This is a genomic window from Pseudomonas sp. Leaf434 (assembly GCF_001425545.1).
GTDB classification, from domain to species: Bacteria; Pseudomonadota; Gammaproteobacteria; order Pseudomonadales; family Pseudomonadaceae; genus Aquipseudomonas; species Aquipseudomonas siliginis.
Map to the genome: position 1 here is coordinate 386,526 of NZ_LMQZ01000008.1, position 17,495 is coordinate 404,020.

Annotated in this window: 15 protein-coding genes; 10 read left to right on the plus strand and 5 right to left on the minus strand. The window is 60.5% G+C overall.

From position 1 onward, the window contains the following. Positions 1-173 precede the first annotated feature (173 nt). The 7 genes from ASG55_RS16595 (at position 174) to ASG55_RS16625 (ending at position 7,981) form a co-directional block, all read left to right on the plus strand. A complete protein-coding gene (locus ASG55_RS16595; RefSeq protein WP_016770936.1) occupies positions 174-689 on the plus strand; it encodes a DUF2059 domain-containing protein in 516 nt (171 codons plus the stop codon). Between the two features lie 12 nt (positions 690-701). Next, complete coding sequence (locus tag ASG55_RS16600) at positions 702-1,001, plus strand: BolA family protein (RefSeq protein WP_016770935.1); 300 nt, start codon at positions 702-704, stop codon at positions 999-1,001. A gap of 152 nt (positions 1,002-1,153) precedes the next feature. Next, entirely contained in the window at positions 1,154-2,095 is a 942-nt protein-coding gene (gene trhO / locus ASG55_RS16605) for an oxygen-dependent tRNA uridine(34) hydroxylase TrhO (protein WP_041478261.1), read from the plus strand. A gap of 35 nt (positions 2,096-2,130) precedes the next feature. Continuing rightward, the gene (locus tag ASG55_RS16610) at positions 2,131-2,733 is read left to right on the plus strand and encodes a DsbA family protein (protein WP_177180902.1); all 603 of its coding nucleotides are present in this window, start codon (positions 2,131-2,133) and stop codon (positions 2,731-2,733) included. Beyond that, positions 2,726-4,543 (plus strand): ABC transporter ATP-binding protein, encoded by a 1,818-nt coding sequence (locus tag ASG55_RS16615; protein WP_056788332.1) that lies wholly within the window; start codon positions 2,726-2,728, stop codon positions 4,541-4,543. The genes ASG55_RS16610 and ASG55_RS16615 overlap by 8 nt, the downstream gene beginning before the upstream one ends. A gap of 137 nt (positions 4,544-4,680) precedes the next feature. Further along, positions 4,681-7,140 carry an EAL domain-containing protein gene (locus ASG55_RS16620; protein ID WP_056788335.1) on the plus strand — a complete coding sequence of 820 codons (2,460 nt, stop codon included), beginning with the start codon at positions 4,681-4,683 and terminating at the stop codon, positions 7,138-7,140. A gap of 79 nt (positions 7,141-7,219) precedes the next feature. Then, positions 7,220-7,981: a TenA family transcriptional regulator gene (locus ASG55_RS16625; protein WP_406226932.1), complete on the plus strand. Its 762-nt coding sequence runs from the start codon at positions 7,220-7,222 to the stop codon at positions 7,979-7,981. Positions 7,982-8,083: 102 nt separating this feature from the next. Here the strand turns inward: ASG55_RS16625 and ASG55_RS16630 are convergent, their stop codons facing one another. Then, positions 8,084-9,010, minus strand: a complete 927-nt coding sequence (locus ASG55_RS16630) for a GGDEF domain-containing protein (protein ID WP_041478268.1) — start codon at positions 9,008-9,010, stop codon at positions 8,084-8,086. Positions 9,011-9,167: 157 nt separating this feature from the next. Between ASG55_RS16630 and ASG55_RS26855 the strand changes: the two genes are divergently transcribed. Continuing rightward, positions 9,168-9,386 carry a hypothetical protein gene (locus tag ASG55_RS26855; protein ID WP_156388199.1) on the plus strand — a complete coding sequence of 73 codons (219 nt, stop codon included), beginning with the start codon at positions 9,168-9,170 and terminating at the stop codon, positions 9,384-9,386. Here ASG55_RS26855 and ASG55_RS16635 read toward each other — a convergent pair. The 4 genes from ASG55_RS16635 to ASG55_RS16650 form a co-directional block, all read right to left on the minus strand. Then, positions 9,373-10,113: a YciK family oxidoreductase gene (locus ASG55_RS16635; RefSeq protein ID WP_024013876.1), complete on the minus strand. Its 741-nt coding sequence runs from the start codon at positions 10,111-10,113 to the stop codon at positions 9,373-9,375. The genes ASG55_RS26855 and ASG55_RS16635 overlap by 14 nt on opposite strands. 182 nt (positions 10,114-10,295) lie before the next feature. Then, the gene (gene mupP, locus ASG55_RS16640; protein ID WP_056788340.1) at positions 10,296-10,967 is read right to left on the minus strand and encodes an N-acetylmuramic acid 6-phosphate phosphatase MupP; all 672 of its coding nucleotides are present in this window, start codon (positions 10,965-10,967) and stop codon (positions 10,296-10,298) included. Between the two features lie 4 nt (positions 10,968-10,971). After that, the gene (ubiG, locus tag ASG55_RS16645; protein WP_007908399.1) at positions 10,972-11,670 is read right to left on the minus strand and encodes a bifunctional 2-polyprenyl-6-hydroxyphenol methylase/3-demethylubiquinol 3-O-methyltransferase UbiG; all 699 of its coding nucleotides are present in this window, start codon (positions 11,668-11,670) and stop codon (positions 10,972-10,974) included. A 56-nt stretch (positions 11,671-11,726) separates the two neighbouring features. Continuing rightward, on the minus strand, positions 11,727-13,061 hold the full coding sequence (locus ASG55_RS16650; protein ID WP_041478271.1) for a TRZ/ATZ family hydrolase: 1,335 nt from the start codon (positions 13,059-13,061) through the stop codon (positions 11,727-11,729). Between the two features lie 108 nt (positions 13,062-13,169). On the opposite strand from ASG55_RS16650, the gene mtnA reads away from it, so the two are divergent. Together mtnA and gyrA are read left to right on the plus strand one after the other, a co-directional pair. Further along, a complete protein-coding gene (gene mtnA, locus ASG55_RS16655) occupies positions 13,170-14,246 on the plus strand; it encodes an S-methyl-5-thioribose-1-phosphate isomerase (protein WP_056788343.1) in 1,077 nt (358 codons plus the stop codon). A gap of 423 nt (positions 14,247-14,669) precedes the next feature. Continuing rightward, entirely contained in the window at positions 14,670-17,324 is a 2,655-nt protein-coding gene (gene gyrA / locus ASG55_RS16660) for a DNA gyrase subunit A (RefSeq protein WP_056788344.1), read from the plus strand. Positions 17,325-17,495: the final 171 nt, after the last annotated feature.

Genomic DNA, 17,495 nt, shown 5'->3' on the forward strand with positions numbered 1-17,495 from the left:
TCTGTTGGCGCAATTTAGGCCGGCATCGGCCCGGGTGGTTCCATCGGCTCGATTGTTGACCGCAAAACCCCGCCAATCAAGCGCGGCAAGGGCCGGGGGTTGAGCCATAGCGATTGTTAGGCGCAGAATGGTCGCCCTTGGGGTTCGACCTCGCTTTGCTTAAAGGAAACTCGATGACTCGTCTTCGCGCCATCTGTACCGCGGTTGCACTGGTTTGCGCCAGCGGCCAGGTGCTTGCCGATACCGCCAGCCACAACGCCAGTGCCGAAGCTTTCCTGACGCTGGCTCACGCTGACAAGCTGGGTACCCCGGTGTACATGCAAGTGCAGCAAATGTTCGCCCAGCGCTTTGAACAGACCAAAGCCCCTGAGTCGAAGAAAGCCGTGCTCGAAACCTACCAGGCCAAGGCCAACGCCGCGCTGGACCAGGCCATCGGCTGGAACAAGCTCAAGCCCGACATGGTCAAGCTCTACACCAGCAACTTCAGCGAATCCGAGCTGAAAGATCTGGTTGCCTTCTACCAGTCGCCACTGGGCAAGAAAGTCCTGGAAAAAATGCCGCAGCTGACCCAGCAGTCGGCGCAGATGACCCAGGGCAAACTGGAAAGCGCGGTGCCAGTGGTCAACAAGCTGCTCGACGACATGACCAAAGAGCTGACCCCGGCCGCGGCGCCAGCCAAGAAGAAGTAAGCGGAGTTCGTGATGACCATGCAACAACGCATCGAATCGACGCTGGCTCTGTTACAGCCTGAGCACCTGCAAGTGCTGGACGAAAGCCACATGCACAGTCGCGGGTCACAGACCCACTACAAGGCGGTGGTGGTCAGCGCGCAGTTCGAAGGCCTGAACCGGGTCAAGCGCCACCAGAAAGTCTACGGCACGCTCGGCGAGCTGATGGGCGAGTTCCATGCGTTGGCGCTGCACACCTACACCCCGCAGGAATGGGCAGAGATCGACGGCGCTCCGGCGTCGCCGACCTGTGCCGGCGGTAGCAAACATTAAGATCAAAAGATCGCAGCCTTCGGCAGCTCCTACAGGGCACAGCCGCAGGCGGTGATGTTTTTTGCTAGAATCCGCAACGCGCCGCTTAGCCGGCGCGTTTTTTATTGAATCCGGTTCACCCTTTGCGAGGGTAGCCACCTGGAGAAATACCCATGACACAACCGATTGTCGTGGCGGCACTGTACAAGTTCGTCACCCTCGAAGATTACGTTGACCTGCGCGAGCCACTGCTGCAAGCGATGGTCGACAACGGCATCAAAGGCACTCTGCTGATCGCCGAAGAAGGCATCAACGGCACGGTTTCCGGCAGCCGCGAAGGCATTGACGGTCTGCTCGCCTGGCTCAAGAACGATCCGCGCATGGTCGACATTGACCACAAGGAATCGTACTGCGACGAACAGCCGTTCTATCGCACCAAGGTCAAGCTGAAGAAAGAGATCGTCACCCTCGGCGTCGAGGGCGTTGACCCGAACAAAAAGGTCGGCACTTACGTCGAGCCGCAAGACTGGAACGCGCTGATCAGCGACCCGGAAGTGCTGCTGATCGACACGCGCAACGATTACGAAGTGTCGATCGGCACTTTCGAAGGTGCCATCGATCCGAAAACCACCAGTTTTCGCGAATTTCCCGACTACATCAAAGAACACTTCGACCCGGCCGTGCACAAGAAGGTCGCGATGTTCTGCACCGGCGGCATTCGCTGCGAGAAAGCCTCGAGCTACATGCTCGGCGAGGGCTTCGAAGAGGTCTACCACCTCAAGGGCGGCATCCTGAAGTACCTCGAAGAGGTGCCGCAGGAAGAAACCAAATGGCGCGGCGACTGCTTCGTCTTCGACAACCGCGTCACCGTGCGTCACGACCTGACGGAAGGCGACTACGATCAATGTCATGCCTGCCGCACGCCGGTCAGCGTTGAAGATCGCGCCTCCGAGCACTACGTCGCCGGCATCAGTTGCCCGCATTGCTGGGACAAGCTCAGCGAGAAAACCCGGCGCAGCGCCATCGATCGGCAAAAGCAGATCGAACTGGCCAAGGCACGCAATCAGCCGCACCCGATCGGCTACAACTATAAGCAAGCATCTTCCGAGGCTTAATCATGTCTGCGCGCCTGCTCTATGTGATGGATCCGATGTGTTCATGGTGCTGGGGGTTTGCTCCGGTGGCCAAGGCACTGGTCGAGCAGGCGCAGGCAGCCGGGGTCGAGCTGCATCTGGTGGTCGGCGGTCTGCGCACCGGCAGCGGTTCGGCGCTGGAGCCGACCACGCGCCGCTACATTCTCGAGCACTGGCAAGCGGTCACCGAGGCCACCGGCCAGCCGTTCAAGTTCGACGGCGCGTTGCCTGACGGTTTTGTCTACGACACCGAGCCTGCCTGTCGCGCCATTGTCACCGCGCGCAGTCTGGCGCCGGATTGCGCGTGGACATTGGTCGGGCTGATCCAGCAGGCGTTTTACGCCGAAGGTCGCGATGTCACCCAGGCCAGCGTGCTGGTCGAGTTGGCGGAGCAGGCCGGTGTGCCGCGTATCGAATTCGCGGCGTTGTTCGATCATGCCGATCAGCACAAGGCGACCCAGGCCGATTTCACTTGGGTGCAGGACTTGGGCATCGCCGGTTTTCCGACCCTGCTGGCCGAGCGCAACGGGCAACTGGCGCTGCTGACCAACGGCTATCAACCGCTCAGCGAGCTGTCGCCGTTGCTCGGCCGCTGGCTGGAGCGCGCGGCCTGTGTATGACCGCGCCGATGACACGCCAGCCGTAGAGCGTGTCGACCGGCTGAGCTGGGCTGAAGTCCGGCGTCTGGCACTGCATCACAAGAAATCCCTGTGGATCGCCAACGGCGTGGCCGTGCTGGCGACGCTGTGCAGCGTGCCGATCCCGTTGCTGCTGCCGTTGCTGGTCGACGAAGTGCTGCTCGGCCACGGCGATGCCGCACTGAAAGTCATGAATCATTTTCTGCCAAGCATGTGGCAGCAGGCGGCGGGTTATATCGGCCTGATGCTAGTGGTGACCCTGACCTTGCGTTGCAGCGCCCTGTGTTTTGGCGTGTTGCAGTCGCGGCTGTTTGCGCGCCTGGCCAAGGACATCGTCTACCGCATTCGCGTACGCCTGATCGAGCGGCTCAAGCGCATTTCCCTTGGTGAATACGAAAGCCTCGGCAGCGGCACAGTGACCACGCACCTGGTCACCGATCTGGATACCCTCGATAAATTCGTCGGCGAAACCCTCAGCCGCTTCCTCGTCGCGATGCTGACCCTGGTCGGCACCGCCAGCATCCTCATGTGGATGCACTGGAAGCTGGCGCTGCTGATTCTGCTGTTCAACCCGTTGGTGATCTACGCCACGGTGCAGCTCGGCAAACGCGTCAAACACCTGAAAAAACTCGAGAACGACAGCACCTCGCGCTTCACTCAGGCGCTGAGCGAAACTCTCGATGCGATTCAGGAAGTGCGCGCCGGCAATCGTCAGGGCTATTTCCTCGGACGCCTCGGTGTGCGCGCGCAGGAAGTGCGCAACTACGCAGTCAACTCGCAGTGGAAAACCGACGCCTCGAACCGCGCCAGTGGTTTGCTGTTCCAGTTCGGCATCGACATCTTCCGCGCGGCGGCGATGCTCACCGTACTGTTTTCCGATCTTTCGATCGGGCAGATGCTCGCGGTGTTCAGCTACTTGTGGTTCATGATCGGCCCGGTTGAACAGCTGCTCAATCTGCAATACGCCTACTACGCAGCGGGCGGTGCGCTGACGCGGATCAATGAACTGCTGGCGCGTGCCGACGAGCCGCAGTATCCCGGCGGCGTCGATCCGTTCAAGGGTCGCGACACCGTCGGCATCGAGGTGCAAGGCCTGAGCTTCGGTTATGGCGACGAGCTGGTGCTGGATCAGATGAACCTGTCGATCCTGCCCGGCGAAAAAGTCGCGATTGTCGGGGCGAGCGGCGGCGGCAAAAGCACCTTGGTGCAGTTGCTGCTGGGTCTGTACACGCCAGCGGCCGGGACCATCCGCTTCGGCGGATCGACCCAGCAGGAGATTGGCCTGGAGACGGTACGCGAGAACGTCGCGGTGGTGCTGCAGCATCCGGCGCTGTTCAACGACAGCGTGCGCGCCAACCTGACCATGGGCCGCATGCGTAGCGACGAAGCCTGCTGGCAGGCGCTGGAAATCGCGCAAATGGCCGCGACCATCCGCGCGCTGCCCGATGGCCTCGACAGCATCGTCGGGCGTTCCGGCGTGCGTTTGTCCGGCGGCCAGCGCCAGCGTCTGGCGATTGCGCGGATGATTCTCGCCGAGCCGAAAGTGGTGATTCTCGACGAAGCCACCTCGGCCCTCGACGCTGCCACCGAGTACAACCTGCACCAGGCGATGGCGAAGTTTCTCCATGGCCGCACCACGCTGATCATTGCCCATCGCCTGTCGGCGGTGAAGCAGGCCGACCGCGTACTGGTGTTCGACGGCGGGCAGATCGCCGAGGACGGCGACCATCGCCAACTGATCGCCGACGGCGGTCTGTACGCCAAGCTCTACGGCAACTTGCAACAGCACTGATCGAAACCCTTGCCGACCTGTCAGAGGTTCTGCGCGCGGTGTAACGCCGCGCCTTGCCTTGAACGAGAACCCCACCTAGTCTCGTCATAGCGAATTCGCCCGGAAGGCGAGCGGGCAGTGCTCATGCAAGGAATCTCATGAAGCAAAAGCAGACTCTGGGAACACCACGGTTGTTGGGTATCGTCTGGCCCTTTATTGCTGTCGTGGTGTTCCAGGCATTACTGGGGGGCGTGAGCCTTTACGTGCTTTCGGCCGTGCGAGGCTACGTCGCTGGCGAAAGCCTGTGGTCCAAGGGCCAGAAAGACGCCATCTATTACCTGAACCTCTACGCCGATAGCCGTGACGAGGCGATCTACCGCAAATACCTGACGGCGATCGCCGTGCCCCAGGGCGGGCACCAATTGCGCTTGGCACTGGATCGTGAGCCGCCGGATCTGCAAGCGGCGCGCGAAGGTATTCTCAAGGGCGGTAATCATCCGGACGATGTCTCCAGCGTCATCTGGCTGTACCTCAATTTTCGCCACTATAGTTATCTGGAAACCGCGATCGATCGCTGGACGATTGGCGATGCCTATCTCGACCGATTGCACGAAGTCGCGCAGGAGATGCACCAGGGCATTGCGCAGAACCTGGCCAGCCCGGGCGATGTGCAGCGCTGGAAGTTACAGATCTTCGCCATCAACGATGCAGTCACCCCAGCGGCCAGGGCTTTCAGCGATGCCTTGGGCGAAGGCTCGCGGGTGATCATGCGCCTGCTGTTGTTCACCAACCTGGCCACCGCGCTGGGTCTGATCGCGCTGGCGCTGTGGCGCACGCACAAACTGCTCAGGCAACGGCATGAATTTGCCCAGGCGCTGCAACTGGAAAAGGATCGCGCGCACATCACCTTGCAATCGATTGGCGATGGCGTGATCACCACCGACGTCAACGGCGCGATCGATTACATGAACCCCGCCGCCGAGGCCATGACGCACTGGAAGGCCGAGCAGGCGGCGGGGCTGCCGTTGTCGGCGCTGTTCAACCTGCTCGACGATAACGCCCAGACCGAAGGGCTGACGTTGATCGAGCACATTCTCAGTGGCCAGCTCAGCGGCGGCAGCGAACATTCCAAGCTGATCCAGCGGCTGGACGGCAGCACCCTGTCGGTGACCCTGGTCGGAGCGCCGATCCGCAATGCCGGCAACGTCAGCGGCACAGTGCTGGTGCTGCACGACATGACTCAGGAGCGGCAATACATCGCCAACCTGTCCTGGCAGGCGACCCACGATGCGCTGACCGGTCTGGCGAACCGCCGCGAATTCGAATATCGCCTCGAACAGGCCTTGCACAACCTGACGCGCCAGCCCGGCCGGCATGCCCTGATGTTCCTCGATCTGGACCAGTTCAAACTGGTCAACGACACCTGTGGTCATGCGGCGGGCGATGAGTTGCTGCGGCATATCTGCACGCTGCTGCAATCAGACCTGCGCGAGGGCGACACCCTGGCGCGACTGGGCGGCGACGAATTCGGGATTTTGCTCGAGAACTGCCCGCCGGACATCGCGGAGAAGATTGCCGAAAGCCTGCGTCAGACCGTGCAGAATCTGCATTTTGTCTGGAAAGGACGGCCGTTCCTGACCACCGTCAGTATTGGCCTGGTGCATGTCGCGCAGAATCCGACCACTCTCGAAGCCTCCCTGCGTGCGGCGGACATGGCTTGCTACATGGCCAAGGAAAAGGGCCGCAACCGCGTGCAGGTCTATCATGCGGACGACTCCGAACTGTCCATGCGCTTCGGTGAAATGGCTTGGGTGCAACGGCTGCACATGGCGCTGGAAGAAAACCGCTTTTGCCTTTATGCCCAGCAGATCGCGCCGCTCAAGCCGCAACCCGGCCAGGCCGGACACATCGAAATTCTCCTGCGCCTGCATGATGAATCCGGGCGGATGATTTTGCCTGACAGCTTTATTCCGGCAGCGGAGCGTTATGGTTTGATGACCCAGTTAGATCGCTGGGTAGTTCAAAACGTTTTCAAGGTTATTGCCCAGTGTATTGAACAGGAACATGAACTTCCTTTGGCAATGTGTGCGATTAATCTGTCAGGCATTACTATAGGAGATGACGCGTTTTTGCACTTCCTGCGGGAACAGTTTGTTAACTACGCTATACCGCCTGAAATGATTTGTTTTGAAATTACCGAAACCAGTGCAATTGCAAATCTTGGTAGTGCAATTCGTTTTATCAATGAACTCAAAGGCTTAGGTTGTCACTTTTCTCTGGATGACTTTTGTGCCGGAATGTCTTCATTCGCTTACTTGAAACATTTGCCTGTAGACTTCCTGAAGATCGACGGGAGTTTCGTAAAGGATATGCTGGACGACCCGATTAATCGGGCAATGGTCGAAGTGATCAATCACATCGGTCATGTTATGGGTAAGCAGACAATTGCCGAGTTTGTTGAAACTAACCAGATCGAACAGGCGTTGCTTGAAATAGGTGTGGATTACGCTCAGGGGTATGTCATCGAGCGTCCGCAGTTGTTTACCTGTGACAGTTTGCAAAGTCGTCCTGCCAGACCGCAGCCGTTGTTGTTCAAAGCGCCTGGCACGTTCCGTTGAAGTCTCTCGCCGATCCTTGCCATCACAACTCAAAAGGAGCCGAACAGTGATCGACACATTCAACCGAACCGGACCCCTCATGGAAGCTGCAAGTTATCCTGCCTGGGCGCAACAGCTCATCAAGGATTGCAGCGAGAGCAAGCGCCGGGTTGTCGAACATGAACTTTATCAGCGCATGCGTGACAACAGACTCAGCGCGAAAACCATGCGCCAGTACCTCATCGGCGGCTGGCCGGTGGTCGAGCAGTTTGCCTTGTACATGGCGCAGAACCTCACCAAGACCCGCTTTGCCCGCCATCCCGGCGAAGACATGGCGCGGCGCTGGCTGATGCGCAACATCCGCGTCGAACTCAATCACGCCGACTACTGGATGCACTGGAGTCGCGCCCATGGCGTCAGTCTCGAAGATCTCCAGGCCCAGCAAGTGCCGCCGGAGCTGCATGCTCTGAGTCACTGGTGCTGGCACACCAGCTCGGCGGATTCGCTGATCGTGGCGATTGCCGCGACCAATTATGCGATCGAGGGGGCGACCGGGGAGTGGTCAGCGGTGGTCTGCTCGACCGGGGTCTACGCCGCGGCGTTTCCGGAAGAAGATCGCAAGCGCGCGATGAAGTGGTTGAAGATGCATGCCCAGTACGACGATGCCCATCCGTGGGAAGCGCTGGAAATCATCTGCACCCTGGCCGGCATGAACCCGAGCAAGGCGTTGCAGGCCGAGCTGCGGCAGGCGATCTGCAAGAGTTATGACTACATGTACCTGTTTCTGGAGCGGTGCATGCAGCTGGAGACTTCGGAACGCTTGCTGGTCAACCGCGAGCGCAGGACCGTAGCCGAAAGCTGATCGAACTGTGGGAGCGAGCCTGCTCGCGAAAGCGGTGGGTCATGCAACGAATCGTTGTCTGACCCTCCCTCTTCGCGAGCAGGCTCGCTCCCACAATGATTTTTAGCCGGCCATCGCCAGCCGGTTCCGCCCCTCGCGCTTTGCGACATATAACGCACTGTCGGCGCGGCGCAATAAGCTGTCTGCCGACTCGCCCGGCAACAACGTCGAGCATCCCAGGCTCACGGTGATCTCGATCAACTGGCCATCGGCAAAATATTCCTCTGACTGCGTCGCCTGGCGCAAACGCTCGCCAACCATCGCCGCTGCTTCGCGACCGGTGTTGGACAGCAGGATCAGAAACTCTTCGCCGCCATAACGGAACACCATGTCGACATTGCGCAGTTGCGCCTTGATCGACGCGGCAATGGCTCTGAGCACGTCATCACCGGCGCCATGCCCGTGGTCATCATTGACCCGTTTGAAGTGGTCGATATCGAGCATCAGCACCGACAGCGGTTGCGCATGGCGGCGCGACATGTCGATCTCGCGCTGCAAGGTCTGCTCCATGGCTACCCGGTTGCCAGCACCGGTCAACGGGTCGCGCAAGGCGCTCTGGGTCGCGGCGCGATAGAGCAGGGCGTTGCGCATCGGGTACAGCAGGCAGGACAGCAGCGACTCGAGGTCGCCCTGTTCCTTGTCGTTGAAACGCTGATTGCGGCGAAAGACCAGCTCGCCCATGTGCTCGCCTTCGTGGCTCAGGGTGTAGCTGACCGAGTGGTGGCCGCGTGTGCCGAACTCCAGGCGCAAGTCACTGGCCTGATGCACATAGCTGAGCGCGTCCAGCGGCACCAGGCGTTGAATTTCGCGAAAGAACAGGCCAAGGATGCGCTGTGGCTCAAGGCTGGTTTGCAGTTGCAGGCTCATTTGCTGACGCAGTTGCGCCAGGCTGGTCGGGCGCTCGATCAGCGCCGGTAGTTGACCGAAGCCCAGGCGCTGCAATTTGGCACTGTCAAAGTCAATTGCATGGGTCTGGGAAGGAGATTTCATATGGCGTGAGCCCCTAAGCAGTAAGTCTGTCTTACAGGCTGGGTGAGAGCGGCTATGGGCTGCGCGTCGTACTGATCCATCAGTCCCGTAGGACGTTTGGCGTAAGTTTAGTCTGCCGCAAGACGATCAGTCAGCTATCGAAATCGGCGTTTGCCCCATGGCCATCACACGGCATGTTTTGAGGGAATTTAGAGCGAAAGGCGTGCCATTCGGTTCGATTTTATTTAAAGCTTTTCGAATCAATGACTTGCTGGCGAATGCCAAGCAGCCGCGCTGGGTTTTTGGCGGCTGTGTGACGGTTATGAGCGGCAATGGCTTGCCGCGACAGCATTCTGCCGCGGCAACAAATGCGACGTATGGCGTTATTGGGCGTTGAACGCCTGGCCATTAACGCCTGCGCTGTCGGGGCCCATCAGGTACAGATACACAGGCATGATCTCTTCCGGTGTCGGGTTGTTCAGCGGATTTTCCCCCGGATACGCCTGTGCGCGCATGCTGGTGCGCGTGCCGCCCGGGTTGATGCTGTTGGAGCGTACCGGCGCAACGCCTTCCACTTCATCGGCCAGGGTTTGCATCAGGCCCTCGGTGGCAAATTTCGACACACCGTAAGCGCCCCAGTATGCGCGACCCTTGCGCCCGACGCTGCTGGAGGTGAACACCACCGAAGCATCCTGGGACAGCTTGAGCAACGGCAGCAGGGTGCTGGTCAACATGAACATCGCGTTGACGTTGACCTGCATGACACGCATGAAGTTTTCGCCGGAGAGTTGCTCGATCGGCGTGCGCGGGCCGATGATCGAAGCGTTGTGCAGCAGGCCGTCGAGGTGGCCGAACTCGGTTTCGATCATCGCCGCCAGCTCATCGTACTGATGGGGCAGGGCGGTCTCGAGGTTGAACGGGATCACCGCTGGTTGCGGATGACCGGCAGCCTCGATTTCGTCGTAGACCTCCGTCAAATTGGCTTCGGTCTTGCCCAGCAGCAGCACAGTGGCGCCGTGTGCGGCATAGGTCTTCGCCGCAGCCGCGCCGATGCCACGCCCGGCACCGGTGACCAGAATGACCCGATCCTTGAGCAATTCAGGGCGAGCGGTGTAATCAAACATAAAAACCTCATAGTCCATTTCATGAAGACCTGCTTCACCCAGTGGCGAGGGGATTTATCCCCGTTCGGCGGCGAAGCCGTCGCAAAACCTGTGTGTCACATCGCCTGGATAAAAGCGGGGGCCGCTTCGCAGCCCAGCGGGGATAAATCCCTTCGCCACACAGGGAATTTGCAACAGTCAGGTCAGCAGCTGCACAGCGCGCTGTCGAGCACCTTGCGCAACTCCAGCGGGTGGTCCACTACCACGTCCGCACCCCAATGCCGTGGGTTGTCGTCCGGGTGGATGTAGCCGTAGGTCACCGCAGCGGTTTTGGTGCCGGCATCGCGGCCCGATTCGATATCGCGCAGATCATCGCCGATAAACAGCACGGTCGACGGATCCAGATCAAGCATCTTGCAGGCGAGGATCAGCGGCTCCGGATCCGGCTTGCTGTTCTTCACATGATCCGGGCAGATCAGCAGCGCCGAACGCTCGGCCAGCCCCAGACGCTGCATGATCGGCTCGGCGAAACGCAACGGTTTGTTGGTGACCACACCCCAGATCAGGTTGGCCTTTTCGATGTCAGCTAGCAGTTCGCCCATGCCGTCGAACAGCTTGCTGTGCACTGCGCAGCCGACCAGATAGCGCTCGAGAAACTCCAGACGCAGCTCCTCAAAGCCCGGCGATTCCGGATCCATCGAGAACGTCACCGCGACCATGGCCTTGGCGCCGCCGGAAATTTCGTCGCGGATGTGCTTGTCGTTGATCGGCGGCAGACCGCGATCGACGCGCATCGCCTGGCAGATGGCGATGAAGTCCGGCGCGGTGTCGAGCAGGGTGCCGTCCATGTCGAAAAGTACCGCTCTGATGGCCATCGGCTTATTCCTCGCGCAGGGTCTGGATCATGTAGTTGACGTCAACGTCGTTGGCCAGCTTGTAGTGCTTGGTCAGCGGGTTGTAGGTCAGGCCGATGATGTCCTTGACGGTCAGGCCAGCCATGCGGCTCCACGCGCCGAGCTCGGAGGGGCGGATGAATTTCTTGAAGTCGTGGGTGCCGCGCGGCAGCAGCTTCATGATGTATTCGGCGCCGATGATCGCGAACAGATACGCCTTCGGGTTGCGGTTGATGGTCGAGAAGAACACCTGGCCGCCCGGCTTGACCATACGGAAACAGGCGCGGATCACCGACGATGGATCCGGCACGTGCTCGAGCATTTCCAGGCAGGTGACCACATCAAACTGCTCGGGCATTTCCTCGGCAAGGGCTTCGGCGGTGATCTGCCGGTATTCGACGCTGACCCCGGATTCCAGCTGATGCAGTTGTGCAACCGCCAGCGGCGCTTCGCCCATGTCGATGCCCATCACGGTGGCGCCGCGCTGAGCCATGGCTTCGCTGAGGATGCCGCCGCCGCAACCGACGTCGAGGACTTTCTTGCCGGCCAGATTGACTCGTTCGTCGATCCAGTTGACCCGCAGCGGGTTGATGTCGTGCAGCGGCTTGAATTCGCTTTCACGGTCCCACCAGCGATGGGCAAGGGCCTCGAATTTGGCGATTTCGGCGTGGTCGACGTTGCTCATGTTAAATCCTCTAAAACTTGAAAAAGGCTGTAGCCGCGGATATTGCGCCGCGGTGTTTACGATTCGGTGTGGCCGCTGATGCGCTGGCCCCAGTGGCGGGCGGTCTCGCCCAGCTGTTGTTCGTCCATGCGGGTCAGGCGCCGGTCGTCGAGCAGTTGCTTGCCGGCAACCCACAGGTGTTTCACGCAATCACGCCCGGTCGCATAGATCAGCTGCGACACCGGGTCATACACCGGTTGCTGCGCCAGACCGGACAGGTCGAAAGCGACGATGTCTGCGGCTTTGCCGATCTCCAGCGAGCCGACCTGCGCCTCGATCCCCAGCGCACGGGCGCCATTGAGGGTGGCCATGCGCAAGGCGCGATGGGCGTCCAGCGCCGTGGCAGAACCGGCGACGGCTTTGGCCAGCAGGGCGGCGGTGCGGGTTTCGCCGAGCAGGTCCAGATCATTGTTGCTCGCCGCGCCATCGGTGCCGACGGCAACGTTCACCCCAGCCTGCCACAAACGTTCGACCGGGCAGAAGCCGCTGGCCAGTTTGAGGTTGGATTCCGGGCAGTGGATCACGCTGCTGTTGCTTTCTACCAGCAGCGCGAGGTCGTCATCGCTGATCTGGGTCATGTGCACGGCCTGGAAACGTGGGCCGAGCAGGCCCAGGCGACCGAGGCGGGCCAGCGGGCGTTCGCCGGTCTGCTCGACCGCCTGCTGCACTTCGAACGCGGTTTCATGCACATGCATGTGGATCGAGGCGTCAAGCTCCTCGGCGATCACCCTGATTTTCTCCAGGTTCTCATCACCGACGGTGTAGGGTGCGTGAGGGCCGAAAGTAATCTTGATGCGTTCGTGATGCTTGAGATCGCCGAACAATTCGACGCCCTGACGAATGGCTTCGTCGGCACTGCTGGCGCCGGGGATCGGGAAATCGAGGATCGGAATGGCGATCTGCGCACGGATACCGCTGTTGTGTACGCGCTCGCTGGCGACTTTCGGGAAGAAATACATGTCAGAGAAGCAGGTGATGCCGCCCTTGATCTGCTCGGCGATGGCCAGATCGGTGCCGTCGCGGACGAAATCCTCATCGACCCATTTGCCTTCGGCCGGCCAGATGTGGTTTTCCAGCCAGGTCATCAGCGGCAGATCGTCAGCCAGGCCACGGAACAGCGTCATCGCCGCGTGGCCGTGGGCATTGATCAGTCCCGGCGCCAACAGAACATCCGGCAGTTCACGGATTTCTGTCGCGTTACACTTCAACGCTTCGGCCCGTGGGCCGATAAATACGATGCAACCGTCACGGATGCCCAGGCCGTGCTCCTTGAGCACCACGCCTGCAGGTTCGACGGGGACCAGCCAGGTCGGCAGCAATAACAGGTCGAGCGCAATGGCAGGTTTCGGCATCGAGGGTCGGTTCCAGTGCTTTTGTAAAGGATGGCGAAGTATACCCGAGCGTCTTCGCGGGGGGATCGCTATAATCGGCGGCTTTTGTTCATGAGTGCGGGGTGTGGGATGCGCGATCGACTGTTGGCTGCGGAGAAAGTAAAGGCCATCGATTGGCGTGATGGCGCGCTGCACCTGCTGGATCAGCGTATTTTGCCGTTCGAGGAAACCTGGATCGCCTACACCAGCGCCGCCGGCGTGGCCGAGGCGATTCGCTCGATGGTCGTGCGCGGCGCGCCGGCTATTGGCATCAGTGCGGCTTATGGCATCGTCCTCGCGGCGCGGGCGCGGATTGCCGAGGGCGGCGACTGGTACGCGGCGCTGGAAGAGGATTTCGCGCTGTTGGCCGATTCGCGTCCGACCGCGGTCAATCTATTCTGGGCGCTGGGCCGCATGCATGATCGCCTGGATCGGCTGAAAAGCAACGCCGATCCGCTGGCGGCGCTGGAAGCCGAAGCTATCGCCATTCATGAAAGCGACCGCGAGGCTAACCTGACCATGGCGCAGCTTGGCGTCGATCTGATTCGCAAGCATCAGGGCAACGCTCAAGCCATCCTGACCCACTGCAACACCGGCGCGCTGGCCACCGGTGGGTTCGGTACTGCGCTGGGGGTGATCCGCGCTGCTTATATAGAAGGCATGGTCGAGCGCGTTTACGCCGACGAAACCCGGCCGTGGCTGCAAGGCTCGCGCCTGACCGCGTGGGAACTGGCCAACGAAGGCATCCCGGTGACCCTGAATGCCGACTCCGCCGCCGCGCACATCATGAAAACCAAAGGCGTGACCTGGGTGATCGTCGGCGCTGACCGCATCACCGCCAATGGCGACGTGGCGAACAAGATCGGCACCTATCAACTGGCGGTCAACGCCATGCACCACGGCGTGCGCTTCATGGTGGTGGCGCCGAGTTCGACCATCGACATGAACCTCGCCAGCGGCGATGACATCCCGATCGAAGAGCGTGATGGCGCCGAACTGCTTGAAGTTGGCGGTAAACGCGTCGGTGCCGATGTTGAAGCGTTCAACCCGGTGTTTGATGTCACTCCGGCGGATCTGATCGATGCGATCGTCACAGAGAAAGGCATCGTCGAACGCCCGGACACCGCGAAAATGGCCCTGCTGATGTGTCGCAAGCGCCTGCATTGAAGGACTATTGCGTCTGAGCGGACCCCATCGCTGGCAAGCCAGCTCCCACAGGTTTTGTGCCCGGCATTGAACCTGTGGGAGCTGGCTTGCCAGCGATGAGGGCCTGAATGTCAATAAACAACTGTAAATCTGCCTCAGATTTCACATTCAAAGAAGCTCAGAGCTTCTCTCGTCCCCCTCAAGCCTGTCATCGGTCAACTAACTATGCTCCATGCGCATCTGGGGGATAGGTGCGTGGCGGCCTTTGTGATAACATCCGGCGTTTTCCGAGGCGGCTCCACGGAGCTGTCTTTACTGCGCAAATCCGCGATCCAATGTTGATTTGTCGTAAGTCGGCGCATGGCACTCGGCCGGCCCCGACGAGCTTCGTTGCTCCCACATGGATATGACGAAGTTTCACCAGAAAAAGGAATCAGGCTTCTCATGGGCGAACTGGCCAAAGAAATCCTCCCGGTCAATATCGAAGACGAGCTGAAACAGTCCTACCTCGACTACGCAATGAGCGTGATCGTCGGCCGTGCACTGCCGGATGCGCGCGATGGCCTCAAGCCCGTGCACCGTCGCGTACTGTTCGCGATGAGCGAGCTGGGCAACGACTACAACAAGCCGTACAAGAAATCTGCCCGTGTCGTCGGCGACGTGATCGGTAAGTATCACCCGCACGGTGACACTGCCGTATACGACACCATCGTTCGTATGGCCCAGCCTTTCTCCCTGCGCTACCTGCTGGTCGACGGCCAGGGCAACTTCGGTTCGGTCGACGGCGACAACGCTGCGGCCATGCGATACACCGAAGTGCGCATGACCAAGCTGGCGCACGAGCTGCTCGCTGACCTGCACAAGGAAACCGTGGACTGGGTGCCGAACTACGACGGCACCGAACTGATCCCGGCGGTCATGCCGACCCGTGTACCGAACCTGCTGGTCAACGGTTCCAGCGGTATCGCCGTGGGCATGGCGACCAACATTCCGCCGCACAACCTCGGTGAAGTCATCGACGGTTGCCTGGCCCTCATCGACAACCCTGAACTGACCGTCGATGAGCTGATGCAATACATCCCCGGCCCGGACTTCCCGACGGCCGCGATCATCAACGGTCGTGCCGGCATCATCGAAGCCTACCGCACCGGTCGCGGGCGCATTTACATGCGTGCCCGCTCGATCATCGAAGACATCGACAAGGTCGGTGGCCGTCAGCAGATCGTCATCACCGAGCTGCCTTACCAGCTGAACAAGGCGCGTCTGATCGAGAAGATCGCCGAGCTGGTCAAAGAGAAGAAGCTCGAAGGCATCACCGAGCTGCGCGACGAGTCCGACAAGGACGGTATGCGTGTCGTGATCGAACTGCGTCGCGGCGAAGTGCCTGAGGTGATCCTCAACAACCTCTACGCCCAGACCCAGCTGCAATCGGTGTTCGGTATCAACATCGTCGCGCTGATCGACGGCCGCCCACGCATCCTCAACCTCAAGGATCTGCTGGAAGCCTTCGTCCGTCACCGTCGCGAAGTGGTCACCCGTCGTACCGTGTTCGAACTGCGCAAGGCGCGCGAGCGTGGGCACATTCTCGAAGGTCAGGCTGTTGCGCTGTCGAACATCGATCCGGTAATCGCCCTGATCAAGGCTTCGCCAACGCCGTCGGAAGCCAAGGAAGCGCTGATCAGCACGCCTTGGGAATCCTCGGCTGTGGTGGCGATGGTTGAGCGTGCCGGTGCCGATTCGTGCCGTCCGGAAAACCTCGATCCGCAATACGGTCTGCGCGAAGGCAAGTACTTCCTTTCGCCAGAACAGGCACAAGCGATTCTGGAATTGCGCCTGCACCGCCTGACCGGTCTGGAGCACGAGAAGCTGCTGGCCGAGTATCAAGAGATCCTCAACCAGATCGGCGAGCTGATCCGCATCCTCAACAGTGCCGTGCGCCTGATGGAAGTGATCCGCGAAGAGCTGGAAGTGATCCGCGCCGAATACGGCGACGTGCGTCGCACCGAAATTCTCGATGCCCGTCTCGATCTGACCCTGGGTGACATGATCCCGGAAGAAGAGCGCGTCGTGACCATTTCCCACGGTGGCTACGCCAAGACCCAGCCGCTGGCTGCGTATCAGGCTCAGCGTCGTGGCGGCAAAGGCAAATCGGCTACCGGCGTCAAGGACGAGGACTACATCGCTCACCTGCTGGTCGCCAACAGCCACACCACGCTGCTGCTGTTCTCCAGCAAGGGCAAGGTGTACTGGCTCAAGACCTACGAGATTCCGGAAGCATCCCGCGCGGCCCGTGGTCGTCCGCTGGTCAACCTGTTGCCGCTGGATGACGGTGAATACATCACCACCATGCTGCCGGTCGAGGAATACACCGAAGGTCACTACATCTTCATGGCCACCGCCAACGGCACCGTGAAGAAGACCCCGCTGGAATCCTTCAGCCGTCAGCGCAGCGTCGGTCTGATCGCGCTGGAGCTGGACGAAGGCGACGTGCTGATCTCTGCAGCTATCACCGATGGCGAGCGCGAAGTGATGCTGTTCTCCGACGGCGGCAAGGTCACCCGTTTCAAAGAGTCCGACGTGCGTGCCATGGGCCGTACCGCTCGCGGCGTACGCGGCATGCGTCTGCCGGAAGGGCAGAAGCTGATTTCCATGCTGATCCCGGAAGAAGGCAGCCAGATCCTCACCGCTTCCGAGCGTGGTTATGGCAAGCGCACCGCGATCACCGAGTTCCCTGAGTACAAGCGTGGCGGTCAGGGCGTGATCGCCATGGTCAGCAACGAGCGTAACGGCCGTCTGGTCGGCGCGGTACAGGTGCTCGACGGCGAAGAAATCATGCTGATCTCCGATCAGGGCACCCTGGTGCGTACCCGTGTCGGCGAAGTGTCGAGCCTGGGCCGTAATACTCAGGGCGTGACGCTGATCAAGCTGGCCAAGGATGAAACCCTGGTCGGGCTGGAGCGGGTTCAGGAGCCTTCGGAAATCGAAGGCGAAGAGCTCGAAGGTGAAGAGGGCGAGGAAATCGCAGGCAGCGTCGGTATCGACGAGGCCGCAGACGACCAGCAACTCGACGCCGCAGCAGACGAAGAACCGCAGGAATAAGCGGACAAACGAGGGGGCGGATGAGAATTCGCCCCCTTGTTATTTGTCCGGTATGAATTTTCGACATCATGGAGATCCCCTGTGGGAGCGAGCCTGCTCGCGAAAGCAGGCGCTGCGGTACCTCTGAAGCACCGCGGTGATGCATTCGCGAGCAGGCTCGCTCCCACAGGG